Annotated in this window: 24 protein-coding genes; 8 read left to right on the top strand and 16 right to left on the bottom strand. The window is 64.5% G+C overall.

What is annotated here, in order from left to right; genetic code table 11:
• Position 1 precedes the first annotated feature (1 nt).
• Positions 2–634, top strand: a complete 633-nt coding sequence (locus tag AC1D10_RS01160; RefSeq protein WP_379105033.1) for a transporter — start codon at positions 2–4, stop codon at positions 632–634.
• Here AC1D10_RS01160 and truA read toward each other — a convergent pair.
• From truA to def, 4 genes are all read right to left on the bottom strand, one after another.
• Positions 604–1,371 carry a tRNA pseudouridine(38-40) synthase TruA gene (truA, locus tag AC1D10_RS01155; RefSeq protein WP_477268368.1) on the bottom strand — a complete coding sequence of 256 codons (768 nt, stop codon included), beginning with the start codon at positions 1,369–1,371 and terminating at the stop codon, positions 604–606. The two genes, AC1D10_RS01160 and truA, sit on opposite strands and share 31 nt — an antisense overlap.
• Before the next feature lie 131 nt (positions 1,372–1,502).
• The gene (locus AC1D10_RS01150) at positions 1,503–2,012 is read right to left on the bottom strand and encodes a GNAT family N-acetyltransferase (protein ID WP_379105031.1); all 510 of its coding nucleotides are present in this window, start codon (positions 2,010–2,012) and stop codon (positions 1,503–1,505) included.
• Entirely contained in the window at positions 2,009–2,944 is a 936-nt protein-coding gene (gene fmt, locus AC1D10_RS01145) for a methionyl-tRNA formyltransferase (protein WP_477268365.1), read from the bottom strand. The genes AC1D10_RS01150 and fmt overlap by 4 nt, the downstream gene beginning before the upstream one ends.
• A gap of 4 nt (positions 2,945–2,948) precedes the next feature.
• Complete coding sequence (def, locus tag AC1D10_RS01140; protein ID WP_477268363.1) at positions 2,949–3,479, bottom strand: peptide deformylase; 531 nt, start codon at positions 3,477–3,479, stop codon at positions 2,949–2,951.
• A 103-nt stretch (positions 3,480–3,582) separates the two neighbouring features.
• On the opposite strand from def, the gene AC1D10_RS01135 reads away from it, so the two are divergent.
• A complete protein-coding gene (locus AC1D10_RS01135; RefSeq protein WP_477268361.1) occupies positions 3,583–4,854 on the top strand; it encodes a DNA recombination protein RmuC in 1,272 nt (423 codons plus the stop codon).
• A 14-nt stretch (positions 4,855–4,868) separates the two neighbouring features.
• Here the strand turns inward: AC1D10_RS01135 and AC1D10_RS01130 are convergent, their stop codons facing one another.
• The 3 genes from AC1D10_RS01130 to AC1D10_RS01120 form a co-directional block, all read right to left on the bottom strand.
• Positions 4,869–5,273, bottom strand: coding sequence for a GFA family protein (locus AC1D10_RS01130; protein WP_477268359.1), 405 nt, complete (start codon positions 5,271–5,273; stop codon positions 4,869–4,871).
• Positions 5,274–5,346: 73 nt separating this feature from the next.
• Positions 5,347–6,312: a cation diffusion facilitator family transporter gene (locus AC1D10_RS01125; protein ID WP_477268356.1), complete on the bottom strand. Its 966-nt coding sequence runs from the start codon at positions 6,310–6,312 to the stop codon at positions 5,347–5,349.
• A gap of 146 nt (positions 6,313–6,458) precedes the next feature.
• Positions 6,459–7,268 carry a transglutaminase-like domain-containing protein gene (locus tag AC1D10_RS01120; protein ID WP_477268354.1) on the bottom strand — a complete coding sequence of 270 codons (810 nt, stop codon included), beginning with the start codon at positions 7,266–7,268 and terminating at the stop codon, positions 6,459–6,461.
• A gap of 212 nt (positions 7,269–7,480) precedes the next feature.
• Between AC1D10_RS01120 and AC1D10_RS01115 the strand changes: the two genes are divergently transcribed.
• Positions 7,481–7,606 (top strand): hypothetical protein, encoded by a 126-nt coding sequence (locus AC1D10_RS01115; protein WP_258591069.1) that lies wholly within the window; start codon positions 7,481–7,483, stop codon positions 7,604–7,606.
• Positions 7,607–7,811: 205 nt separating this feature from the next.
• Positions 7,812–8,126 carry a quaternary ammonium compound efflux SMR transporter SugE gene (sugE, locus tag AC1D10_RS01110; protein ID WP_477268352.1) on the top strand — a complete coding sequence of 105 codons (315 nt, stop codon included), beginning with the start codon at positions 7,812–7,814 and terminating at the stop codon, positions 8,124–8,126.
• A 165-nt stretch (positions 8,127–8,291) separates the two neighbouring features.
• Here the strand turns inward: sugE and AC1D10_RS01105 are convergent, their stop codons facing one another.
• Complete coding sequence (locus tag AC1D10_RS01105) at positions 8,292–8,720, bottom strand: DUF6481 family protein (protein WP_091575699.1); 429 nt, start codon at positions 8,718–8,720, stop codon at positions 8,292–8,294.
• A 314-nt stretch (positions 8,721–9,034) separates the two neighbouring features.
• On the opposite strand from AC1D10_RS01105, the gene AC1D10_RS01100 reads away from it, so the two are divergent.
• Positions 9,035–10,096 (top strand): LLM class flavin-dependent oxidoreductase, encoded by a 1,062-nt coding sequence (locus AC1D10_RS01100; protein ID WP_477268349.1) that lies wholly within the window; start codon positions 9,035–9,037, stop codon positions 10,094–10,096.
• Positions 10,097–10,135: 39 nt separating this feature from the next.
• On the opposite strand, the gene AC1D10_RS01095 is transcribed toward AC1D10_RS01100, so the two are convergent.
• Both AC1D10_RS01095 and AC1D10_RS01090 read right to left on the bottom strand, forming a co-directional pair.
• Positions 10,136–10,966, bottom strand: coding sequence for a helix-turn-helix domain-containing protein (locus AC1D10_RS01095; RefSeq protein ID WP_477268347.1), 831 nt, complete (start codon positions 10,964–10,966; stop codon positions 10,136–10,138).
• Positions 10,967–11,060: 94 nt separating this feature from the next.
• Positions 11,061–11,615, bottom strand: coding sequence for a carboxymuconolactone decarboxylase family protein (locus tag AC1D10_RS01090; protein ID WP_477268345.1), 555 nt, complete (start codon positions 11,613–11,615; stop codon positions 11,061–11,063).
• Between the two features lie 302 nt (positions 11,616–11,917).
• Here AC1D10_RS01090 and AC1D10_RS01085 point away from each other — a divergent pair, with 302 nt between their 5' ends.
• From AC1D10_RS01085 to AC1D10_RS01075, 3 genes are all read left to right on the top strand, one after another.
• On the top strand, positions 11,918–13,087 hold the full coding sequence (locus tag AC1D10_RS01085; protein ID WP_477268343.1) for an AI-2E family transporter: 1,170 nt from the start codon (positions 11,918–11,920) through the stop codon (positions 13,085–13,087).
• Positions 13,088–13,155: 68 nt separating this feature from the next.
• Entirely contained in the window at positions 13,156–14,157 is a 1,002-nt protein-coding gene (locus AC1D10_RS01080; RefSeq protein ID WP_477268341.1) for an LLM class flavin-dependent oxidoreductase, read from the top strand.
• Between the two features lie 112 nt (positions 14,158–14,269).
• Positions 14,270–15,040 carry an inositol monophosphatase family protein gene (locus AC1D10_RS01075; RefSeq protein WP_477268339.1) on the top strand — a complete coding sequence of 257 codons (771 nt, stop codon included), beginning with the start codon at positions 14,270–14,272 and terminating at the stop codon, positions 15,038–15,040.
• 91 nt (positions 15,041–15,131) lie between these two features.
• On the opposite strand, the gene AC1D10_RS01070 is transcribed toward AC1D10_RS01075, so the two are convergent.
• From AC1D10_RS01070 to AC1D10_RS01045, 6 genes are read right to left on the bottom strand one after another with little or no spacing between them, the layout of a single operon-like run.
• On the bottom strand, positions 15,132–15,593 hold the full coding sequence (locus AC1D10_RS01070) for a MarR family winged helix-turn-helix transcriptional regulator (protein WP_477268337.1): 462 nt from the start codon (positions 15,591–15,593) through the stop codon (positions 15,132–15,134).
• Positions 15,590–16,174, bottom strand: coding sequence for an amino acid synthesis family protein (locus AC1D10_RS01065; RefSeq protein ID WP_477268335.1), 585 nt, complete (start codon positions 16,172–16,174; stop codon positions 15,590–15,592). The genes AC1D10_RS01070 and AC1D10_RS01065 overlap by 4 nt, the downstream gene beginning before the upstream one ends.
• Positions 16,167–17,048 (bottom strand): UPF0280 family protein, encoded by an 882-nt coding sequence (locus tag AC1D10_RS01060; RefSeq protein WP_477268333.1) that lies wholly within the window; start codon positions 17,046–17,048, stop codon positions 16,167–16,169. Before AC1D10_RS01060 ends, AC1D10_RS01065 begins: the two co-directional genes overlap by 8 nt.
• Positions 17,048–18,589: a 6-hydroxynicotinate reductase gene (locus tag AC1D10_RS01055; protein ID WP_477268331.1), complete on the bottom strand. Its 1,542-nt coding sequence runs from the start codon at positions 18,587–18,589 to the stop codon at positions 17,048–17,050. Before AC1D10_RS01055 ends, AC1D10_RS01060 begins: the two co-directional genes overlap by 1 nt.
• Entirely contained in the window at positions 18,586–21,402 is a 2,817-nt protein-coding gene (locus AC1D10_RS01050; RefSeq protein WP_477268329.1) for a molybdopterin-dependent oxidoreductase, read from the bottom strand. The genes AC1D10_RS01055 and AC1D10_RS01050 overlap by 4 nt, the downstream gene beginning before the upstream one ends.
• A complete protein-coding gene (locus AC1D10_RS01045; protein ID WP_477268326.1) occupies positions 21,399–22,262 on the bottom strand; it encodes an FAD binding domain-containing protein in 864 nt (287 codons plus the stop codon). Before AC1D10_RS01045 ends, AC1D10_RS01050 begins: the two co-directional genes overlap by 4 nt.
• Positions 22,263–22,362 lie beyond the last annotated feature (100 nt).

The raw sequence follows: 22,362 nt of genomic DNA, 5'->3' as shown, positions 1-22,362 counted from the left end.
CATGCTTTCGGCGGACGAAACCCAAGCTTCGTTGACCGGTGCCTGGCGGCTGATGCTCGGCAAGGCCGACGGCCTGCGCCTGCTCGACCTGTCGGCCGACGGCTTCTGGAATTCCTTTTTCGCCATCATCGTTGCCGCACCGCCGCTGGTGGTCGGCTGGGTCGGCATCGCCAATGAGATCGGCGATCCCGACGCCTTCGCCGGACGCTTCAGCATGCTGGTGCGCCTGGCGACGGTCGATATCGGCTCCTGGGTGCTGCCGCTCATCGCATTGGCCCTGGTCGCGCCGCGCGCCGGGATTGGCGGCCGCTTCGTCCACTATGTCGTTGCCAGCAACTGGGCTTCCGCCATCACCGCCTGGCTGATGCTGCCCTCGGCGCTGATCAGGCTTTTCCTGTCGTCCGCAAGCCAGATATCAAGCGCGGTGTCGCTGCTGTTGTTTGCCCTGTCGATGGCGCTGACCTGGCGCATGACCAACGCCACCATTGGCAAGGGTGCCGCGGTCGGCACCGCCGTTTTCGTCGGCATGTTCATCGCCTCGCTATTGGTGCTGTTCGGCTTGCAAATCCTTCTCGGCATCACCGTGCCGGACGATGTCGGGCCTCAGAGCCTTTCCGGGCTCGTCTCCGGATAGTCGACGCCCACCAGAAACAGCCCATCGGGCGGCGCCACCTGGCCACAGGCGGCCCGGTCGTGTGCCTCGAGCGCCGCTTTCAGGTCGGCGACGGTCCAGCCGCCTTCGCCGACGCGCTTGAGAGAGCCGACCATCGAGCGCACCTGATTGTGCAGGAAAGAGCGCGCCGAAGCCTTCACCTCGATCAGGTCGCCCTGCCGGCTCACATCGAGCCGCTCCAGCGTCCTGACCGGGCTGTTTGCCTGGCACTGGGTCGAACGGAAGGTGGTGAAGTCATGCCGTCCGAGCAGGACTTTTGCCGCTTCGTGCATGGCACCGGCGTCAAGCCGCTTCGGCACCCACCACACCTTGCCCTTGTCGAGCGCTGCCGGCGCGCGGCGGTTGAGGATGCGGTAGAGATAGTGGCGGCCGGTGGCCGAGAAGCGCGCGTCGAAGCTGTCGTCGACGACCGCAGCCTTCAGGATAGCGATGCGCGCGCCGGCCGCCTGCAGATGGGCGTTGATGGCGTCACGCACCTTGTCGCCCGGCCACGCCTTGACGAGGTCGACATGCGCCACCTGGGCGGTCGCATGCACGCCGGCATCGGTGCGGCCGGCGGCGCGCAACCGGACCTCTTCGCCGCAGAATTTTTCGATCGCCTGCTCGATCGCCTGCTGCACCGAAGGCTGATCCGCCTGGTGCTGCCAGCCGGCAAACAGGCTGCCGTCATATTCGATGTCGAGGCGAAAACGCGGCATGCTAGAGCATGATGCCGAAACGTGTGATGCGGCTTTCGGACGACATCATGCTCTATCTCTCTGAGGTAGAGGCGGATTCAGATTTCATGTCGATTCGACCTGAAATCATCCGGCTCCAGGGCTGTTGCCGCTTACGCGGCGAGCGCCGAGCCGAAGGCCGAGGCGTAGACCAGCCTGCCGGCTTCCGGGGCGTCGCCCCAGGCCAGTGCCTGCAGTGCCTCGCCCTGGTACTCGCTCTCGAACTTTTCGGCGCGTTCATGGCTGTAGCCGAAACGGCTGTAGTAGGCCGGATCGCCCAGCACGACGGCCAGCGTCTCGCCGGCGTCCTTGAGGCGGATATGCGCCTCGCGGATCAGCGCACCGCCGATGCCGCTGCCATGGAACGAAGGTTCCACCGCCAGTGGCGCGAGCGCCACGGCGGCAAAGTTCTTGCCGCCGCTCTGGACGAACAGCCGCGAAAACAGGATGTGGCCGACCACCTGGCCGTCTTCTTCCGCCACCAGTTCGGTGACGGCGTCGCCGCCGGTAACCAGCGCGTCGACCAGTCCGGCCTCCGCCTGCTGGCCGAAAGCGTGCTCCTCGACGAGGCGGATGGCCTCGCGATCTCGCGGCGTCGCCGCGCGTATCGACATCATGCTCATGAGAATCTCATTCCTTTTTCGATCTTGGCCCCGCGCAGGAATTCCGACGCGGCAGCGGGCCTTCCGCCCGCCCGTTGAACTTCGACCAGACTGATCGCGCCTGCCCCGCAGGCGACCGTCAGCCGGCCATCGAGAATTCCTCCCGACTCGCCGGCGCCTTGCGACAGCGTCGAGCGAAGCAGTTTGAGCCGCTCCAAGCGGCCGCCAATTTCTATCTCGGACCAGGCACCGGGAAAGGGCGACAGGCCGCGGATGGTATTGTGGACCGCGCCCGCCGAGCGAGTCCAGTCCACGCGAGCCTCGGATTTATCGATTTTTTTGGCGTAGGTCACCCCATCCACCGCTTGGCGAGTAAATGTCAGGGTGTTCCTTTCCAGTCGCGCCAGCGCTTCCACCATCAGTGCAGCACCGACACTCATCAATCGATCATGCAGATCGCCGGCTGTCATATCGGGTTCGATGGCGCATTTTTCAACCATTCCCACCGGACCGGTGTCCAGGCCCTCTTCCATGCGCATCACCATCATGCCGGTTTCGCTGTCCCCGGCCATGATCGCGCGCTGGATGGGCGCGGCACCCCGCCAGCGCGGCAGAAGCGAGGCATGGCCGTTGATGCAGCCAAGCCGGGTTGCCTCCAGAACCGCCTTCGGCAGCAGCAAGCCATAAGCGACGACGACGGCGACATCGGCCTGCAGGACGCGGAAGGCGGCCTGCTCGGCCTCGCCCTTGAGTGATACCGGTGTGCGCGTCTCGATGCCCAGCCGCCCCGCCTCGCTCTGCACCGGCGACGGCGTCAGCTCCAGGCCGCGCCGTCCGGCGGCGCGCGGCGGCTGGGTATAGACGGCGGCAACCTCATGTCCGGCCTCGGCGATCGCGCGCAGCGTCGGCACCGAAAACTCCGGCGTGCCCATGAAGATGACGCGAAGGGGCATTCCCCTATCCCACCATCTTGCCTGGCGACTTGTCCCTGGCGAGCTTCTTGAACTTCTTCACCACCATGTCGCGCTTCAGCTTCGAGATGTGGTCGATGAACAGGACACCATTGAGGTGGTCGATCTCGTGCTGCAGGCAGGTCGCCATCAAGCCCTCGGCCTCGGTCTCCTGCAGCTTGCCGTCACGGTCGAGATATTTGACCCGGACAGTGGCAGGGCGTTCGACCTCGGCATAGTAGTCCGGGATCGACAGGCAGCCTTCCTCGTAGACGGAGCGCGTGTCGGCGCTGCTCAGGATTTCCGGGTTGATGAAGACATGCGGCGCCGGCGTCTCGTCTTCCTTGGCCAGATCGATCACCAGCATGCGCACCGGTTCGCCGATCTGGATTGCCGCCAGCCCGATGCCGGGCGCGTCATACATAGTCGCCAGCATGTCGTCGGCTAATTTGCGCAAAGGCCCGTCGACGCGCTCCACCGGCTTGGAAACCTGGCGCAGGATGGGGTCGGGAAGGATGATGAGCGGCTTGATCGGCATGGCGTTCCACCTAAGACCTCCAGCGAAAAGCGTCAACCGGGGCGCCTTGCCAGCGTTCACGTTTTGATCTGTGCCAGCCGACCGAATCGGCTATGCTGTCCACATGAATGATCTGACATCCATCCTTTCGGAGCCTGTCGCGCGGCTTGGCGCTTCCACGATCACGCTCGGCCATGCGCTGGCTTTCGGCGTGTTGCTGTTTCTTGGCCTGTTCGTGGCGCTGGTCATCGCGCTGTGGCGGTCGGCCAAGGCGCGCGCCGTCGCCGCCGCCGAAGCGGCCGATCATGCCCGCGACGCCGAGGCGCGGATGGCCGGCATCCTGCAGTCCCAGGCCGAGATGCAGGGCCGCATGGGCGCCATCGCCGAAGTGTTCGGGGCACGGCAAGCTGAACTGACGCAGTCGATCGGCCAGCGCCTCGACGCCATGACCGGCCGCCTCGGCCAGACCATGACCGAGCAGACCAAATCCACGCATGAGAGCCTGGCCAAATTGCAGGAGCGGCTGGCGATCATCGATACCGCGCAAGGCAACATCCAGTCGCTCGCCGGCCAGGTCGTGCAATTGCAGGCGATCCTCTCCAACAAGCAGACGCGCGGCGCCTTCGGCCAGTCGCGCATGGAGGCCATCGTTGCCGACGGCCTGCCGCATGGCGCCTACGAGTTCCAGGCCACACTCTCGAACGGCAGCCGGCCCGACTGCCTGGTGAAGATGCCGAACGGCGCGCCGTCGCTTGCCATCGATGCCAAATTTCCGCTCGAAGCCTGGAACGCCATCCGCGCCGCCGATGGCGCCGACCTGCAGAAGATCGCCTCTCAGGCCTTTCGCCGCGACATCGAGATCCATGTCCGCGATATATCGGAAAAATACCTGATCCAGGGTGAGACGCAGGACACCGCCTTTATGTTCGTGCCGTCGGAATCGGTGTTCGCCGAGATCCACGAGAATTTCGAGGCCATCGTCCACAAGGCGCACCGCGCCCGCGTCGTCATCGTCTCGCCGTCGCTGCTGATGCTGTCTATCCAGGTCATTCAGGCCATCCTCAAGGACGCGCGCATGCGCGAACAGGCGCATCTGATCCAGGGCGAGGTCATCCGGCTGATGGAGGACGTTGCGCGTGTCGACGAGCGGGTGCGCAAACTGCAGGTTCATTTCGGCCAGTCGGCCAAGGACATCGACGACATCCTCGTCTCGACGTCGAAGGTGACCAAGCGTGGCCAGAAGATCGAGGCGCTGGAGTTCGGCGCGCAGCCCGACGGCGAGGCCGGGCCCGAAGCCGCTTCACGGCCTCCCGCTGCGAAGGTCGAAGCTGGCGCCCGCGTTGCCGATTCGAAGACCGGGCAGCTCAGGCTGAGGGTCGTCGAAGGCGACGACTGAACCGGGCAGCAGCGCTACTGCTCTTCCACGGTCCTCATGCCCTGAAATTCAGGCAGCCAGTGCAGTGCAGAGCGGTGCCAGTATTGCGTCCGCGGAACCAGCTCATCGCGTTGCCGCGCGGTGCCGACCCGGATGCCATAGACCTTCGGCCCGTCGCCAACCGATGTGGCGTAGAGATGCGAGCCGCACTCGCCGCAAAAGCCCTGTGCGCGCTTGGCGCCGCTGTCGCCAACCTTGATGTAAACCTTCGGTGTGCCCTTGGTGATCCTGTAGTTCTCTTCGGGGACCCGCACCGATACGCGAAAGGCCGTGCCGGTCAGTTTCTGGCAGTCCGAGCAGTGGCAGATCGAGGTCTTTTCCGGGTCGATCTCCGCTTCATAGGTGATGGCGCCACAATGGCAGCCGCCGTCGATTTTCATCGTCGCTCCTCCAAAATCACTCCTGCCTGGGCTCAATCTTAGCTGGGCAAAGCCGCGAGGCAACGGCGCAGCGCTAGTCCAGAACCGGATCGGATGCGGATTCGATCAGCTTGCGCCGCCGTTCCCAGGTGCCCGTGGTCTGCGGCTTGACGAACAGCCGCGTGATCTCCGGCATCTCTGTCTTCAGCCGTTTCTCGATACGCTCCACACAGGCTTCGATCTCGGGCGCCGTCAGGTGATCCTCGAATTCGATGCTGAGGCCGGCGACGATCTCTTGCGGCCCCATGTGGACGGTCAGAACGCCGTTTGCCTTCTGCACCGCAGGATCCTGCTGGACGATCGCCAGCACCTGTCTCTGCACCTCCGGTGAGGCCGGCTCGCCGATCAGCAGGCCCTTGCTTTCGCGGGCCAGGAAAATCGCCGTCGCGCCCAGGATCAATCCGATGCCGATCGAGGCGGCGCCATCGAGTTCCGGCATCTCGAGCAATTCCGCTGCCAGGATGCCCGCGAAGGCGACGACAAGGCCGAGCAGCGCGGCGCTGTCCTCGAACAGCACGGTGTAGACGCTCGGATCCTTGCTCGATTGCACGGCCTGCAGCCAACCCTGCTTGCCCTTCTGCTGGCGGAACTCCTTCAGCGCCACCAGCCAGGAACTGCCCTCGAACAGGAAAGACAGACCGAGAACGATGTAGTTCACCTCAGCGTTGGCGACCGGCTCAGGTGCCATGATGTGCACCACGCCCTCATAGAAGGACACCCCGGCGCCCAGCGCGAAGACCAGGAGGGCAACAATGAAGCTCCAGAAATAGAGCTCTCGGCCGTGACCGAGTGGATGTGTGCGATCAGCCGGGCGGGCGGCGCGATGCATGCCGTAGAGCAGCAGACCGCCATTGCCGGTATCGACCAGCGAGTGCACGCCTTCCGACAGCATCGCCGAACTGCCGGTGAAGAAGGCGGCGGCGAACTTGGTCAGCGCGATGGCGAGATTGCCGGCGAGCGCCGCGTAGATCACCCTTTTTGAGCCGCCATGCCCGGCCATGCTGTTGTCCCGTTCAAGGCGCCCAGACTAACGGCCAGACCGCCAAAGCTCCACAGGCATCACAACGCGCGAACTGTCGGCTTGTTCAAACGGCGCTGGGTAATGAGGTCGGTCGTTAGAGAGGGGGGGCGGGCGGAAGACGGCGACTATCCGAGGATCTCGTCGGTCCACACCTTGAAACCAGCAAGCGTGCCCGGCCCGAAAATATGGGTCAGCGGCACGTCGGCGGCGTCACGGCCGGAGGCGATCAGGATGCGGCCGATGCGCGGCGCATTGTTGCGCGGGTCGAAGACATGCCAGCGGCCGCCGAGATAGACTTCCATCCAGGCGGCGAAATCCATGCTCGACCACGGCTTTGGCGTGCCAATGTCGCTGATGTAGCCGGTGCAGTAGCGCGTCGGGATGTTGAGCGCCCGGCAGAAGGTGACGGCGAGATGCGCGAAATCGCGGCACACGCCACTCTGCTCGCGATAGGCTTCCGCCGCGGTGCGTGTCGGCCGCGCATTGCCGTAGTTGAAGACGATATGATTGTGGACGAAATCGCAGACCGCCTGCACACGCGCAATGCCGAGCGGCGTGTGGCCGAACAGGCGCCACGCTTCGCTCGCCAGCAGATCGCTTTCGCAAAAACGGCTGGGCAGCAGAAACAGGAGCGTGTCCGCCGGCAGGTCGCGCACCTCGTGCTGCCATGCCATCAGGTCGCCCATCTCGAAGGTGCCGGGATCGCGGATCACCGCGTCGGTGCCGAAGGTAAAGCGCCCGGGCGGGGCGACGAACCGGTTACACCAATTGCCGAAACTGTCGCGATAGCTTTCGATCGGCACCGGCGGATTGGTGGTCAAAAAGTCCGGCCGCTCGAGATCGGAGGCGCGGGAATAGTGGACATTCAGCATCGCGATGAGCGGCGTTTCCTGCGGAAAGTCGAAGCTCATCTCGCAGCCGATGTGGATTCGCATTGTCGTCCTGACCGGCCTGCCTGTTCATCGCCCAGCGAAAAGCCGGGCTGATGCTGCAGTGCGAAGACAACCATGGCACGGACCGGCTCGGTTTACGAGCAAATTAGAAACCGGTTGAAAGCGGCCGACTGGCGGCATCGACAGGCGCTGACCTCTTGCAGTCGGACGTTTCTCTTGTTTCACTTCGCTTTCCACATCAGGAGGAACGAATCATGGCTAAAGGTGCGATGAAGGCAGGCAAGGAAGCCCGCAAGCCGAAAAAGGACGCCAAGAAGCCCGCCGCGGCGCCGGCCCTGAAGGCGCCGCCGGTCAAGGCGATGAAGCTCAAGGACAAGTAGGTCCGGCCATCCGCTTCGGGACCGATTGCGACCGGCGACGTTGTTGCCGGTCGTTGTTGATCGAGCGCTCGAAATTCCTATGTTGGCGTGGCGGGGACGACCTCGCGCTTTCCCCGAAATTCCGGCCGGGACGACCCGCCATTGTTGATTGAGCATCGGATTCCGAAAATCGAATTCGGCCCTATGCTCCGATGGAGCGTTGTCGATGTCGTGGATTCTTCTGTTTTTTGCCGGCCTGTTCGAAATCGGCTGGGCAATCGGCCTCAAATACACCGACGGTTTCTCGAAACTGGTGCCGACCGTGCTGACCGTCGCCTCGATGATCGTCAGCCTCGCCCTGCTCGGCCTGGCGCTGAAGACGCTGCCCGTCGGTACCGCCTATGCGGTGTGGACCGGCATCGGCACCGTCGGTACGGCTCTGCTCGGCATCTGGCTGCTCGGCGAGCCGGCCACCGCGGTCAGGCTGGCCTGCATCGCGCTCATCGTCTGCGGCATCATGGGACTTAAGTTCGCAGCCTGATCATACCCCTGAAGCGCGTGGCGACGCGCTTCAGGTTCTTGTTTTGATGCATGTCGTCCTCCCAAACCGGGGCGACCTTTTTGGGGCGACATGCATCGGACAAACACGTTCAGGGCCGCTGCAAGGCGACCCTGATTCTCGAAGCGGATGCTTCGTAGCTGGAGGCTAGCGGGCGGAGAAGCCTGGAGGCGTCCTGCCCGTGCGCTGCTTGCGCGCCGCATAGCGTGCGTCGCGCTTGGCCTTGCGTTCGGCTTCGTCGGCCAGCAAACGGGCAATGCGCTCGTTTTCTTCGGCTTCCCGAATCTTGGCTTCAGCCTGTGCCGCCTCTTCGGCCGCGATACGTGCCGCTTCGGCTGCTGCCTCGCGCTCGGCCTTCTCGACCGCCTCGCGTGCCAGCTTTTCCTGCTTCAGCCTGGCCTTTTCAGCCTCGCGTATCTGGCGAGCCTCTAGGATCGCCTTGCGTTCGGCCTGTCGTGCCTGCACCGCAGGATCGTCTGCCGCCGGCTTTGACTTGAAGCGCTCCAGAAGCGCCTTCTTTGCCTCGTTCGCGGCATTGCGCCGCTCGAAAATGTCTTTTTCCCTGTAGATAGCCAAGTCCACTTCCCTGAAGTCAATTCGCGACGCTTACATACGCGCGAATACCGAGAGTTCAAGCGCCAAAACGGCATGCCAGCCATGAAATTCCGGGTTGTTGCAGTCGGGAGACGCCTTTTCGGGCGAAACCGACATGCACTGTTCACCGTCCGCCCCTCTGGCGGCGCGGCTGACGCGTCGCTACCTCTAGAGCGGTTCACCAAAACGGTGAACCGCTCTTTCACTCTGTTTTCACGCAATCCGGACGGAAAACCGTTTCACACTTTTCCTGGAATTGCTCTAGCCGGAAAACCCAACACCAGGATGACATTCGAATGGAACTCGGTCTCTACACCTTCGCCGACGTCAGCCCGCAGCCGGGCCTGGGCGCCATCGGCCCGCGTGAGCGGCTGCGCAACCTGATCGAGGAGGTCGAACTGGCCGATCAGGTCGGCCTCGACGTCTTCGGTCTCGGCGAGCATCATCGGCCCGACTATGCGGCCTCGGCACCGGTGGTGGCGCTGGCCGCTGCCGCCGAGCGCTCGAAGCGCATCAAGCTGACCAGCGCGGTCACCGTCCTGTCTTCCGACGATCCGGTGCGCGTCTTCCAGCAATTCGCCACGCTCGACCTTCTGTCGGGCGGCCGTGCCGAGATCATGGCCGGCCGCGGTTCGTTCATCGAATCCTTCCCACTGTTCGGCTTCAATCTCGAGGACTATGACGAGTTGTTCGCCGAAAAGCTCGACCTGCTGCTTGCCATCCGTGACAGCGTAAAGGTCACCTGGGCCGGCAATCTGCGGGCGCCGATCAACGATCGTGGCGTCTATCCGAGGCCGTTCCAGGACAGGCTGCCGGTCTGGATCGCCATCGGCGGGACGCCACAATCGGCAGCGCGCGCCGGTGCGCTCGGCCTGCCGCTGGCGCTCGCCATCATTGGCGGCGAGCCGGCGCGTTTCGCGCCGCTGTTCGATCTCTACCGTGAGGCCGCCAGGCGCGCCGGCAGCGATCCGGCAGGCCTCGCAACCAGCATCAACGTGCACGGCTTCATCGCCGAAACCACCGAGCAGGCGGCCGATGATTTCTACGGTCCGCAGGCCGAAGTGATGAACCGCATTGGGCGTGAGCGCGGCTGGGGTCCGACATCGCGGGCGCATTTCGACCAGTCGCGTGGTCCCAATGGCGCCCTGTTCGTCGGCAATCCGGAGCAGGTGGCCGAAAAGATCGTCGCCCAGCACAGGATCTTCAGCAACGACCGCTTCCTGCTGCAGATGGCGATCGGCACCATGCCGCATGCCAAGATCATGAAGGCGATCGAACTCTACGGCACCAGGGTGGCGCCGATCGTACGCAAGGAAACAGCGAAGTCCGCGCCGGCACTGGCAGCGCCCGTCGCCTAGTCTAGGCAAGCGGCAGGTCCGCAGCCCGTCCGTTGCACGCTACCGGTTACCGGCGGCCGCCATCATCTCGGCATGATGGATCTCGGTCGCCTCGTCCGCCGGGAACATGCACTCGATGCGCAGTTCCTGAGCGGCAACGGTTTGCGGCGTGCCCACCGTGGTGACCATCGAAAAGTAGTTGAGGACCCGGTCTCCCCTGATGAAACCCAATGGAATGGCGGGCATGAAACCGATCGCCACGGGGTTCTTCCAGTCACTTTTCGCGTCCGGATAGGCGAGCAGTTCTGCCAGCAAGGCCTTGGTCTTCTCGTCGACAACACGGCCGATGGATTCGCGATAGACACGTTCGAACAAACTCCTCGCCACATCCTGCCAATTGGCGATGAACGGACGCATGCCCTGAGGATCGAACATCAGGTGCAGCATGTTGCGCGGTCCCTGGCGAGCGGCGATGTCGATGAAACAGCCGAAGAAGCGCGGCGTGGCTTCGTTGGTCATGAGCACGTTCCAGTATCGATCCATGACCACGGCGGGAAATGGCTCGTGCTGCCGCAACATGCGCTGCAACGCATTGGTCACGCTCTTCATCTCGGCGGAGTCCCACTCGCTCTCGGAAAACATCGGCGCATAGCCTGCCGCCAGCAGCAATGTGTTGCGGTCGCGCAAGGGGATATCGAGCGCCTGGGCGATGGCCATCAAGGTCTGGCGGTTGGGAACGCTGCGGCCGCTTTCGACGAAGCTGATCTGCTTTTGCGAAATGCCGGTATCGAGTGACAGGTCGAGCTGGCTGCTGCCACGCAGATCACGCCAGTGGCGCAGGAGCACGCCTAGGTTCGGCATCATGTTGGTCGTGATTTTCGCCGATTTCATGGATCATATCCTCGCAACCCCCTGCACCGTACACGGCGCATATGCCCCGACATCGCATGGATGGCGTCGGCCAATCCATGCGATGCCGATTGGCTCAGGCCGCCGCGGACCACGCCTGGGGCTGGAGGCGTTCCTCGATCGGCGTGCCGGCCATGTTGGTGGTGGTTGCCGCCACCGTGGAAATGCCGACACCGGTCACCACTTCCAGGATCTGGGCCTTCGAATAGCCCGCCGAAGTAAACGCGTCGATGTCCGCATCGCTCACGTTTCCTCTGTTCTCGATCAGCGCCTTCGTCAGCGCCGAGAGTGCCGCATATCTGGGATCTCTCGGCAACCGGCCATCACGGATTGCCTTGACTTCGCTTTCGGCAATCCCGTCTTCGATGGCGAAGGTCGAATGCGCCGCAACGGTCCATGGACATTTGATCGTGACCGCGTTGGTAAGCAGTAGGACCTGCTTTTCGATCTCGTCGAAGCTGCCGCCGTGAAAACTGCCGAAGATGCCGACGAATCCGTTGAGAAGAACCGGATTGTTCGCCATCGTCGCCAGCGCGTTCGGAAGGAAGCCAAATCTCTCTTCCAGCGCCTTCAGTGCAGGCTTGGATTTTTCCGGCGCCGTTTCGATTGTCTGAAGGTTGAATCTCTGCATTGTAACGTCCTCTTCCAAGGTCAATTTCCGACTGCACTTTCGTATTGCGCCACGGCGGTGTTCGATCGTTGTTCGCTTGTGGCGCCACGAAAGCCTGCCTGTATTAGGCTTGTCGAAGGAGTGGTCTCAATTACACGGCATGTAATATTTCGATCGATCGCTGCGCTGCTGCCGTCTGATTTCCCACCAAGCCTCACGCATGGCGGTCTCGTTCCCGACGCCGGCTCATGGAACCTGCGCCCGTAACCTGCGTTTCATGCAGGCAATTGCCGATCGCGGAGGGCGGCGGCTCGAGGGTGACCATGAAAACCGAACCCGCTGCCTTGGGCGCAGGCGTTGCCGATGAGCCAGATCCGCGCGTCGAGACCCGCGCCGATACGCATCTGATGCGTTCGCTGCTCGTCGGCATCTTCCTGTTCATGGCTATCTACGCGCTCTACTTCGCCCGCGCCTTCTTCATGCCGGTGATGCTGGCTTTCCTGCTGGCCCTGACGCTGACGCCGATCGTCCGGCTGCTGCGCAAGCGCGGCATTCCAGAAGTGGTGTCGGCGACCCTTCTGGTGCTGCTGTCGATCTGCATTTTCGCCAGTGCCGGCTACCTGCTCAGCGGTCCGGTCATCGACCTCATCAACAACACCTCGTCGATCGGCCAGCAGCTGGCCGAGCGGCTGGCGCAATTGCGGCGTCCACTTGAGCGGATCATGCAGATCTCGCACCAGATCGAGCAGCTGACCGCGACATCGCAGGAGCCCGGCATCCAGAAGGTGGCGGTCGCCCAGTCAGGTATGCTGTCGTCAGCGGCCAGCAACATCCTGTCGGCGGGAACAAGCCTCACCATCATCTTCGTGCTGTCGCTGTTCCTGCTCGCCTCGGGCACGATGTTCTACGAGAAGATCATCCAGTCCTTCGCCAGCCTCAGCGAAAAGAAGCGGGCGCTGCGCGTCGTCTACGACGTCGAACGCGAAATTTCGCACTATCTGCTCACCGTCACCATCATCAATGCCGGCCTCGGCGCGGTGATCGGCCTTGGCCTGTGGGCGCTCGGCATGCCCAACCCGCTGGTCTGGGGCGTCGCCGCCGCCCTGCTCAACTTCCTGCCCTATGTCGGGGCGCTGATGACCATCTTGCTTGTCGCGGTGATGGCGCTGATCAGCTTTGACACCATCTCCTACGCGCTGCTGGCGCCGGCCTTCGTGCTGTTGTGCGACACGGTCGAAGGCCAGTTCGTGACGCCGATGGTGGTTGGCCGGCGCCTGGAGATCAACGCCGTGGCGATCTTCATCGCCATCGCCTTCTGGTCGTGGCTCTGGGGCTTCGTCGGCGCCCTGATGGCGGTGCCGTTGCTGGTCGTCATCAAGGTGTTCTGCGATCATTTCGAGGGGCTCAGCCACGTCGGCAATTTCCTCGCCGCGCAGCAGACGGCAGTCGTCGTGGACGATGACGTCGCCGATCCCGAATCCGCAAAAGGCTGATCAATATTTTTGAATTTGCGGCGCCGCCAGGCGCTTCCTACATGCGGTTCCTACACAGGATCCCGTTCATGACAGCCCTTTCCGTTCTCGACCTGTCGCCGATCGTCGAAGGCAGCGATGCCTCGCAGTCGCTTGCCAACTCGCTCGATCTAGCCCGTCATGCCGAACGACTGGGCTACAAGCGCTACTGGCTGGCCGAGCATCACAACATGCCGGGCATTGCCAGCGCGGCCACCGCGGTCGTCATCGCTCATGTCGCCGGCGGCACCAGGACCATTCGCGTCGGCGCCGGCGGCATCATGCTGCCCAATCATGCGCCGCTGGTGATTGCGGAGCAGTTCGGCACGCTGGCCGCCTTGCATCCGGGCCGCATCGATCTCGGCCTTGGCCGCGCGCCCGGCACTGACATGGGCACGGCACGCGCCTTGCGCCGCAACCTCGAGGCTGGCGTCGACAATTTCCCGCAGGATGTCGTCGAGCTGATGGGCTACTTCCAGCCGGCCGAGGAAGGCCAGCGCATCCGCGCCGTGCCCGGCGAAGGCCAGAACGTGCCGATCTGGATCCTCGGCTCCAGCCTCTACGGCGCGCAGCTCGCCGCCATGCTCGGCCTGCCTTACGCCTTTGCCTCGCATTTCGCGCCGGCGGAACTCGATCACGCGCTCGACGTCTACCGCTCGCGCTTCCAGCCGTCGGAACAGCTCGACAAGCCGCATGTCATGCTCGGCCTCAATGTCTTTGCCGCGCCCACCGACGCCGAGGCGAGGCTGCTGTTCACCTCGCTGCAGCAGGCCTTCGTCAATCTGCGCACTGGCAGGCCCGGTCGGCTGCCGCCGCCGGTCGAGAACTATGACCGCGATCTCGATCCGATGGCCAAGACCATGCTTGGCCAGGCGCTGTCCTGCGCCGTCGTCGGGTCCCCGGAGACGGTCAGGCAAGGTATCGACGCGTTCGTGCGCCGCACCGGCGCCGACGAGCTGATGGTCACCGCGCAGATGTTCGACCATGCGGCGCGGGTGCGGTCGTTCGAAATCCTGGCCGAGGCCCACAAATCGCTGTCGCAGGCGGCCTGATAGTCTTGGAACGGGATACTCCTGGCTTGGAAGGTGCGGTCTGCTTCTGCTAAGGGCGAGGCATCCTTCCGCAACATCGAGCTCCCCCGTGAAAAATGACCATGACGCACGCATGCAATTTGCCATCGAGCTGGCGCGGCGGGCGGGCGAACTTGGCCTGAGATATTTCCGCGACCTCGACAGCCTGACCATCGAGAGCAAGGGCCATCAAGACCTGGTCTCGGAAGCGGACCGCGAGGTCGAACTGTTCATCCGCGCCGCCATTGCCGCCGACTATCCGCAGGACGGCATCGTCGGCGAGGAACATGCCTCGGTAACGGGCTCGACAGGCTATGTATGGGTGATCGATCCCATCGACGGCACCGCCAATTTCGTGCGCGGCATTCCGGCCTGGTGCGTGGTGATCGCGTGCGCCCTGAATGGCGAGACCGTGGTTGGCGTCATCCACGAGCCGTCGACCGGCGAGACCTTTCACGGCCGGCTCGGCGGCGGCGCCTTCGTCAACGGCAGGCCGATCAGGACAAGTGCTGCCACCAGCCTGGAAGAAGGGTCCGTCGGGACCGGATTTTCAAACCGCGCCGACACCGAAAATGTCGCCGTGCTGGTCCGCATGATCCTGGCCGAAGGCGGCGTCTTCTTCCGCAACGCATCCGGCGCCTTGATGCTCGCTTATGTCGCCGCCGGCCGCCTGCTGGGCTATGTCGAGGAGCACATGAACGCCTGGGATTGCCTGGCCGGCATGCTCCTGGTCGAGGAAGCCGGTGGCACGGTCGTCAAACCCGATCCGACGACGGTGCTGCAGAATGGGACGCTGGTGATATCAGGCGGCAGGGGAGTCTTCCCGAAACTGCATCAGCTTGGTTCAGAGGCGTTCAAGCTCTGACCCTGCCGACCTCGTCACCCCACGGCGAAGCGGCACAATCAGGGGCAGTGCCGACCCGGGCTCATGCGGCCTGGAATCAACAAGGCTGCACCTACGCCAGTTTGGCCAGCAGCTTCATGAAGGTCGCGATCTCCTTGGCCGAGAGCGGCGCCAGCGTTTCCTGGGTGATCTCTCGCGCCAGTGGGATCAGGCGCTCGATCGCCTCGCGGCCCTCCGCGGTCAGGTTGACCAGCAGCCGCCTTTTGTCGACCTCGTGCTTGGAGAGATCGACCAGGCCGCGTGCCTTCAACCGGTCGATGACGCCCTTCACCGTCGCCGCATCCATGGCGATCAGCGTGCCGAGCTGGTTCTGCGAGGTCTCGCCGACATCGCGCAGCTTGGCGAGTGCCGCGAATTGCGGCGGCGTCAGGTCGGCGATATGGGCGGCGAAGATAGAGACATGACGCTGGTGCGCCTTGCGCAGGATGAAGCCGACCTGCTCCTGCAAGCGATAGTCGTTCTCATCAGGCTCTTCGGCCTCGACGAGCTTCAGCAGATTGTCCCCGCCACTCACCGCAGCCCGTCCCAGGCCTTGATATCCCCAGCCGCCAGTCCGCCCATGCGGTCGTGCACGCGCGGGCCACAGGTCATGGCGAGGCAGAACAGGATCTCGTCGGGGCGCGGGCCGTCGTTGATGCCGACTTCCATGGCGTCGAAATGGCTGCGCACATAGGCGGCATTGATGTGGCCGAGCGGCACGTCGAGCCGCGAGCCGAAGGCCCCGACCTTCTTGGCCGACGGTACGATCGCCTTGGCGTCGCCGAGCCGTTCGCGCATGGCATAGCCGCCGGGCACATGCCACAGCGCGCCATGCTCCAGCTCGCCGGCGGTGCCGACGATGGCGCCCTTGCCATAGCCGTCGATCTGCTTGGGATCGCCGCCGAGTGCCGCGATCAGCCGGTCGGCCAGCAACAGGCCGAGCGGCTTCAGATCTTCCATGGCGCTCTGCAAGTCTTCCACGTAGCGCCCGGCAAACGGGTTCTTGACCAGCGCCATGGCGGCAGCGCGCCGGCGCGGCACCTTGGCCACCGGCCCGCCCTCGTGAAAGATCTCTTCGGTCAGAACCGCGATCTTGCGGATCGGAAACTCAGGCATGGGCAACTTCCTTCCCTGGACTTTTGTTGGGCGCGGCAAGCGCCATGGCACCACTGATGCGGGTCTGGCCGGCAAGAAACAGCGCCGATGCGGCAATCAAGCCCCTGCGGCGGAAATCTTCGGCGACGGCAAGTCCGCTGTCCAGCGCCGTGGCGATTTCCGCTGAAGAAAGCCGTCCGACCTCCTGCGTCACCAGCCGGTCGCCAAGGTCGCTGTCCGGCGCCAGGTCGCGCGCCGGCACACGCCTGATGGCCGGATGGCCAGGCAGGTCGACGGCATTGGCGATCAGCGTCGCCGCGGCATCGGCTTCGGCCCCGGTCCACGCCAGCACGGTGACGGCGTCGGCGATGCCAAGCGAAAACGAGCGCCCGCGCCAGCCGCTGGTGGCGACGCCGCGCACGCCATCCTCGGCGCGGATGATGATGCGGTCGGCCAGGCCATGTCCGGTGCCGGCAATGGCAAGCGTCATCGTCTGGCCGGCGCCGAGATGGAGCGCGCTGTCGCCGCCATTGTTGACATAGGCGCGGTCGATCCGACGGCCCGCAAGCAAGGCGCCGAGTACTTCGTCGGCTACCGAACCGGCGACGGCGGCCATCGGCGTGATGAAATCTTTCGCCAACGGCACGACAGCCGCTTCCATGCGCCGCGCTGTCGGACCAACGAGGACGCGAGGCCGAAGCGCGGCCGGTCGGCGCAGTTCAGGCAATTCCTCGACCAGTTCGGACAAAATGGTCTGGAAGCGTGCCGCGGCCTGCTCATAGGCCTTGCGGCATTCGGGCGCCTCGCCAAAGGCCTCGACGATCAGGTCGATCGGCCCGTGGTTCAGATGCAGTCGCTTGCCGTCCTGCAGCCAGTGCGCTTGCGGGCCGGTCATTATCCGGCCCCGTTCGGGGGCATACGGTGCAATTGTGCCAGCGGCGGCCATGGATTGCCGGCCGCGGCACTCGAGCCACGGCGCGGATTGAGATACTCGCCGCCCTTGGCGACGATATCCTCGACGCTGCGGATTTCGGCCTCGTAGCCGCCGAGCCTGATGTAGTCGTCGCGGCGCAGAGTGAATTCGATCGGCGCCACCAGCGCCGGTGTCGGCACATAGCCGAAGGCGCCTTCCGGCACCCGCGTGACATCGACCATCAGTGTGATGCCGCCGCCCGGCCAGACATAGACCGGCGCTCCGCCGACCGTCACATAAGTCTTCAGGCCCTGCACGGAACGGGTCAAGTTGACCGGGTTTTCGGTAACGCCGGCGCGCAGCGAACCGCCGGCGCCGCCGATAAACAGCACGGTGCATAGCGCCGGCTCGCAATTGTCCTCGATCAGCCCGACGGATTTCTGCAGCCGCTCCGGGAAGGGTTTCTGCACTGGCTTCAGTTCGTCATCGAGTTCGTAGTAGGCAAACTGCTCGCCGGTGGTCGAAACCATCAGCAGCGACAGCCCGGGACGCGCACCCTTCTTGGCGTTCCACTCGCCGAGGATCGACAGCGGGTCGGATATGCTGGTGCCGCCCCAGCCGAGACCGGGCTCGGACACCTTGAAATAGCGGCCCGGCGTCGAGCGGCGGCCGATGATTTTTATGCCCGTATCCTGCCAGCCCAGCACCTTGCCGGCCTGATGCTCGGAGACGACGCCGGTGATGTGGTCGTCGACCACCACCACCTCGTCGACCAGCCCGCGCCATTGCGTGGCGAACATGCCGATGGTGGCGGAACCGCAGCCGACCCGCATGCGGTGTTCCTGCTTGCCGTCGATGACGGGTGGTTTGCCGGCTTCGACGATGATCGTGGCGCCGCCGTCGATGCTGAGCTCCACCGGCTTGCGGTTGCACAGATTGAGCAGCGTATCGCAGGTGGCGCGGCCTTCGGCCTTCGAGCCACCGGTCAGGTGATGCACGCCGCCCAGCGACAGCATCTGCGAGCCGTATTCGCCGGTCGTGACATGGCCGATCGCCTCGCCAGCCGCGCGGACTATGGCGGTCTCGGGACCAAGGTGACGGTCGGTGTCGATCTTCACCTTGACGCCGCAATAGGAGAAGATGCCCTCGGTGACGACGGTAACGAGATCGACGCCCTCGACTTCCTGGCTGACGATGAAAGGGGCCGGTTTGTAGTCGGGATAGGTGGTGCCGGCACCGATGGCGGTGACGAAGCGGCGGCCGGTGTTGACCAGTTCGCCGTCCCATGCCTCGCCCTCGGCGACGAATGGCACCATGGCCGTGCCCGACTCGGTCGCGTGGTCGAGGATGGTCAGCGGGTCCATGCGCACGATCCTGCCGCCGACATTGCCGTAGCGGTCGCAGGCGCCGGTGCGGCCATCGGCGATGTAGCACATGACCGGGCAGGCATCGCAGCGGATCTTCTCTGCCACCTGCTTCTCACCGGGATCGTGGGTTTCGAAGCGTTCGGCAAGCTCGCTCATGGGCGTGCCTCCTTTTCGCGGATAGCGGCCCGGATGCGCGTCGGCGTCGCCGGAACCTTGGTGACCAGAACACCGGTGGCATGCCTGATCGCGTTGAGGATCGCCGGCGCCGTCGGGATCAGCACATGCTCGCCCAGCCCCTTGGCGCCGAACGGTCCTTCCGGATCCGGAACCTCGATCAGGATGGTCTCGATCGGCGGCACGTCGCCAATGGTCGGGATGAGATAGTCGTGCAGATTCTCGGTGCGGCCGGGGATATACTCTTCCATCAGCGCCATGCCGATGCCTTGCGCAATGCCGCCCTCGATCTGGCCCTCGACCAGCAGCGGATTGATCGCCGTGCCGACATCGTGCGCGGCGGTGATCTTGATCAGCTTCACCGTGCCGAGCTTGAGGTCGACCTCCAGCTCGGCGATCTGCGCGCCATAGCCATAGACCGCATAAGGCTTGCCCTGGCCCTTGGCATCGAGCGGCAGCGTCGGTGGATCGTAGGTCTCCTCGGCGCGGAACACGAAGCCGTCGGCGTCCACGTCCAATGCTGCGAGATCTACGTGGCGCGTGGCCTCGCCCTCGCGGATGACGATCGCCGGGCCATCCAGTTGCAGGGACGCCTTTTCGGAAACATTGGCAAAGCGCAGGATCTTTTCGCGCAAGGCGCGGCCGGCCTTCTCCGCTGCCTTGCCGGTGACAAAAGTCTGGCGCGAGGCCGATGTCTTGCCGGCGTCGGGGGAGATGGCAGTGTCGGCGCTTTTCAGCCGGAATCTCTCCAGCGGCAGGCCAAGCGCGTCGGCGCAGATCTGGGTGATGACCGTGTTCGAGCCCTGTCCGATGTCGACCGCGCCCTGATGCAGGATGATCGTGCCGTCAGCCGCTATGCCGACGCGGATAGTCGACGGGTTGGGCAGCGAGGTGTTGCCGCAGCCATACCAGCAGGAAGCGATGCCTATGCCGCGCTTTTTATCCCCACTAGTACTGTTGAATGCATCCGCATCGGTCTTCGCGCGCGCCCAATGCGGCCGCAACGACTCGAGGCATTCGGCAATGCCGACGCCGGAGTCCAGCCGCTGTCCGGTGACCGTTTCGGATCCGTTCCGAAGGCAGTTCTTCAGGCGAAACTCGAGCCGGTCGATGCCCAGCTTGCCGGCCAGCTCGTCATAGAGCGTCTCTTGCATGATCGTCGCCTGCGGCACGCCGAAGCCACGGAAGGCGCCGGAGATCGGCCCATGGGTATGGATGGCGCGGCCCTCGGCGCGGTAGTTCGGCGTCGCATACGGGCCAGACGCATGCACAGGCACGCGGTTGGCGACGGTCGGCCCCCAGCTGGCATAGGCGCCGGTGTTGAAATCACCGGCAAAGATCATGCCGGTGACAACGCCGTCGGCATCGGCGCCGATGGTCGCCTTCATCTCGGCCGGATGGCGCTTGGTGGTCGACATCATGGATTCGTTGCGGGTGTAGGCGAGCGCGGCCGGCCGTCCTGTCTTCAGCGCCACAAGGCCGATCAATGGCTGCAGCGAGACGTCAAGCTTGGAGCCGAAGCCGCCGCCGGTCGCGGTCGGCACGATGCGCACCTTGTCGACGGCAAGGCCGAGCACTTTGGCTGTCTCGTCGCGGTCCATATAGGGCGCCTGGGTGCAGGCGACGACGACCAGCGTGTCGCCATCCAGATAGGCATAGCCGGCTTCCGGCTCGATATAGGCATGCTCGACATAGGAGGTATCGATGGCGCCGGACACGGTGATAGCAGCGCCGGCAAGGGCTGCCTCGGGATCGCCGCGCTCGACAAAGCCGGAGGTGAGCAGGTTCGCCGGACGGTTTTCATGGATCAGTCTGGCGCCGCTGGCCTGCGCTTCGCAAGGCTGCAGGACATGCGGCAGCTCGCTCCAGTGGACGGGGAAATCCGACAGGTCGAGATCGAGGATAGCCTCGCGCTCGCCGGCGACCAGCGCCACAGCCTCGCCACGAAGCCGGGCAAAGCCCTCGGCCAGCGCCGGCTGGTCGGCGAACGGGCCGATAACGCCGAAACAGTTGTTTCCCGGAATATCGGTCGCGGTGAAGACGCCGGCCACGCCGGGATGTTGCTTCGCCCAGCCATCGAGGTCGCCGAAGGCGAATCTGGCATGATAGTGCGGCGAGCGGACCACCAGCACGGCCAGCGCATCGGCGGGGAAGGAATCGCCGCCGAATTTCTCGCCGCCGGTCACCTTCGGCACGCCGTCGAGCCGGATGGGCGAGGAGCCGATGGCATGACCGGACTGAGGCAGGCGGAAATCGAGGCTTCCGGCATGCTGAGAGGCATCCATCACCGCCGCGATGATCTTCCGGTAGCCGGTGCAGCGGCAGAGGATGCCGCCGAGGGCGTCCTGCACCTCGGCCTCGGTCGGGTTGGGCTTCTTGTCCAGCAATGCCGTCGCCGCGACCAGCAGCGCCGGCGTGCAGATGCCGCACTGCGCTGCGCCATGGTCGAGGAACGAGGCCTGCAGCGCCGACAGCCGGCCATTGGCGAGCCCTTCGACTGTCGTAACCGCCGTTCCCGCGGCGGAAGCCGCCGACATCAGGCAGGCGCAGACAGGGTCGCCATCGACCAGCACCGTGCAGGCCCCGCAATCGCCGGCGTCGCAGCCGACCTTGGTGCCGGTCAGCAGCAATTCGTCGCGCAGCACGGAGGAAAGCCGGCGCAGCGGCGGCACGTTGACCGAGATGGCGGCGCCATTCACCACAAAGGCGATGTCGGCTCGCCCAGGGCCGAGGCCAGGCTGAACACCGCCCGGATCGGACAGAGCTTCACGCACGTCGGGCGAGACCTGGCTCATGCCGCCACCACCTCGTGGTCATTCATCGGTCCACAGGCCTTCAGCACGGCGCGGGCAACGATTTCGCGCACCGCATCGAGCCGGTATTCGGCACTGCCGCGAACGTCGGCGATCGGCGACAGCTCAGCCATCGGCGCGGCCAGGACCGCATTGGCGAGCGCTTGGCCGGCGGGCAAGCCGCGCAAGGCGGCTTCGACGCCGGCGAGGCGCTTGGCCACCACCGAGCAGGAGCCGGCGGCGACCGCCGCTTGCCTGACAATGCCTTTGTCGACGACCAGACGCGCCGCCACCATGGCGATGGAAATGACGAGGTAGCGTCGTGCGCCGAGCTTGACGAAGCCTGACGTGCCGGTGGCGGCAGGTTTCGGCACGCGGATGGCCGCGACCATCTCGCCGGGCTGCAAGGCCGTGCGGCGATTGCCGAGAATGAAATCCTGCAGCAGCACGTGACGCGTCGCCGCCACTGAGCGCAGTTCGACCTCGGCATCGAGGATCAGCAGGGCGGGCACGCCGTCGGCGGCCGGCGAGGCGTTGCAGAGATTGCCGGCGACCGAGGCGACGTTCTGGATCTGCTCCGAGCCGACTTCACGCGCCGCCTGCTTCAGTGCGTCGAAGGCCGGCGGCAAGGGATGGCGGATGATGTCTGTCCAGGTCGTGCGTGCACCGATGACGAAATGGTCGTCCGTCTCGACTATACCGCGCAGCGCCGCCAGGCCATTGATGTCGAGGACATTGTCGCGGAAGGGCTTGCTGCCTTGTGCCGGATAGAAATCGGTGCCGCCGGCAAGAATGCGCCAGGCGCCTTCGCCAAGCAAAGCGAGCGCTTCGTCGACCGAGGTGGGTTTGGCGTAACGGATCACGCTTTGCCTTCCAGAAAAGAGGTCTTCCAGAAACCGGTATTTCGAAAGACCCTGCCAGCATCGGTGCCGGGCGAAATTCATTCGTATGCAAATGATATCA

This window comes from Mesorhizobium sp. P2_A8 (genome assembly GCF_056404935.1).
Note: the sequence above shows the minus strand (reverse complement) of the source record. Positions and strands in the feature narration are given on the sequence as shown.

What these genes read in the sequence shown, in the direction of transcription:
- AC1D10_RS01090 (WP_477268345.1), bottom strand. Translation starts at nt 11,615, where the DNA reads ATGCAGAGATTCAACCTTCAGACAATCGAAACGGCGCCGGAAAAATCC.
- AC1D10_RS01125 (WP_477268356.1), bottom strand. Translation starts at nt 6,312, where the DNA reads ATGGCCGGGCATGGCGGCTCAAAAAGGGTGATCTACGCGGCGCTCGCC.
- AC1D10_RS01060 (WP_477268333.1), bottom strand. Translation starts at nt 17,048, where the DNA reads ATGACCGGCCCGCAAGCGCACTGGCTGCAGGACGGCAAGCGACTGCAT.
- AC1D10_RS01160 (WP_379105033.1), top strand. Translation starts at nt 2, where the DNA reads ATGCTTTCGGCGGACGAAACCCAAGCTTCGTTGACCGGTGCCTGGCGG.
- AC1D10_RS01080 (WP_477268341.1), top strand. Translation starts at nt 13,156, where the DNA reads ATGACAGCCCTTTCCGTTCTCGACCTGTCGCCGATCGTCGAAGGCAGC.
- AC1D10_RS01120 (WP_477268354.1), bottom strand. Translation starts at nt 7,268, where the DNA reads ATGCGAATCCACATCGGCTGCGAGATGAGCTTCGACTTTCCGCAGGAA.
- AC1D10_RS01130 (WP_477268359.1), bottom strand. Translation starts at nt 5,273, where the DNA reads ATGAAAATCGACGGCGGCTGCCATTGTGGCGCCATCACCTATGAAGCG.
- AC1D10_RS01135 (WP_477268361.1), top strand. Translation starts at nt 3,583, where the DNA reads ATGAATGATCTGACATCCATCCTTTCGGAGCCTGTCGCGCGGCTTGGC.
- AC1D10_RS01065 (WP_477268335.1), bottom strand. Translation starts at nt 16,174, where the DNA reads ATGCCTGAGTTTCCGATCCGCAAGATCGCGGTTCTGACCGAAGAGATC.
- def (WP_477268363.1), bottom strand. Translation starts at nt 3,479, where the DNA reads ATGCCGATCAAGCCGCTCATCATCCTTCCCGACCCCATCCTGCGCCAG.
- fmt (WP_477268365.1), bottom strand. Translation starts at nt 2,944, where the DNA reads ATGCCCCTTCGCGTCATCTTCATGGGCACGCCGGAGTTTTCGGTGCCG.
- truA (WP_477268368.1), bottom strand. Translation starts at nt 1,371, where the DNA reads ATGCCGCGTTTTCGCCTCGACATCGAATATGACGGCAGCCTGTTTGCC.
- AC1D10_RS01050 (WP_477268329.1), bottom strand. Translation starts at nt 21,402, where the DNA reads ATGAGCCAGGTCTCGCCCGACGTGCGTGAAGCTCTGTCCGATCCGGGC.
- AC1D10_RS01085 (WP_477268343.1), top strand. Translation starts at nt 11,918, where the DNA reads ATGAAAACCGAACCCGCTGCCTTGGGCGCAGGCGTTGCCGATGAGCCA.
- AC1D10_RS01055 (WP_477268331.1), bottom strand. Translation starts at nt 18,589, where the DNA reads ATGAGCGAGCTTGCCGAACGCTTCGAAACCCACGATCCCGGTGAGAAG.
- AC1D10_RS01150 (WP_379105031.1), bottom strand. Translation starts at nt 2,012, where the DNA reads ATGAGCATGATGTCGATACGCGCGGCGACGCCGCGAGATCGCGAGGCC.
- AC1D10_RS01100 (WP_477268349.1), top strand. Translation starts at nt 9,035, where the DNA reads ATGGAACTCGGTCTCTACACCTTCGCCGACGTCAGCCCGCAGCCGGGC.
- sugE (WP_477268352.1), top strand. Translation starts at nt 7,812, where the DNA reads ATGTCGTGGATTCTTCTGTTTTTTGCCGGCCTGTTCGAAATCGGCTGG.
- AC1D10_RS01095 (WP_477268347.1), bottom strand. Translation starts at nt 10,966, where the DNA reads ATGAAATCGGCGAAAATCACGACCAACATGATGCCGAACCTAGGCGTG.
- AC1D10_RS01115 (WP_258591069.1), top strand. Translation starts at nt 7,481, where the DNA reads ATGGCTAAAGGTGCGATGAAGGCAGGCAAGGAAGCCCGCAAGCCGAAA.
- AC1D10_RS01075 (WP_477268339.1), top strand. Translation starts at nt 14,270, where the DNA reads ATGCAATTTGCCATCGAGCTGGCGCGGCGGGCGGGCGAACTTGGCCTG.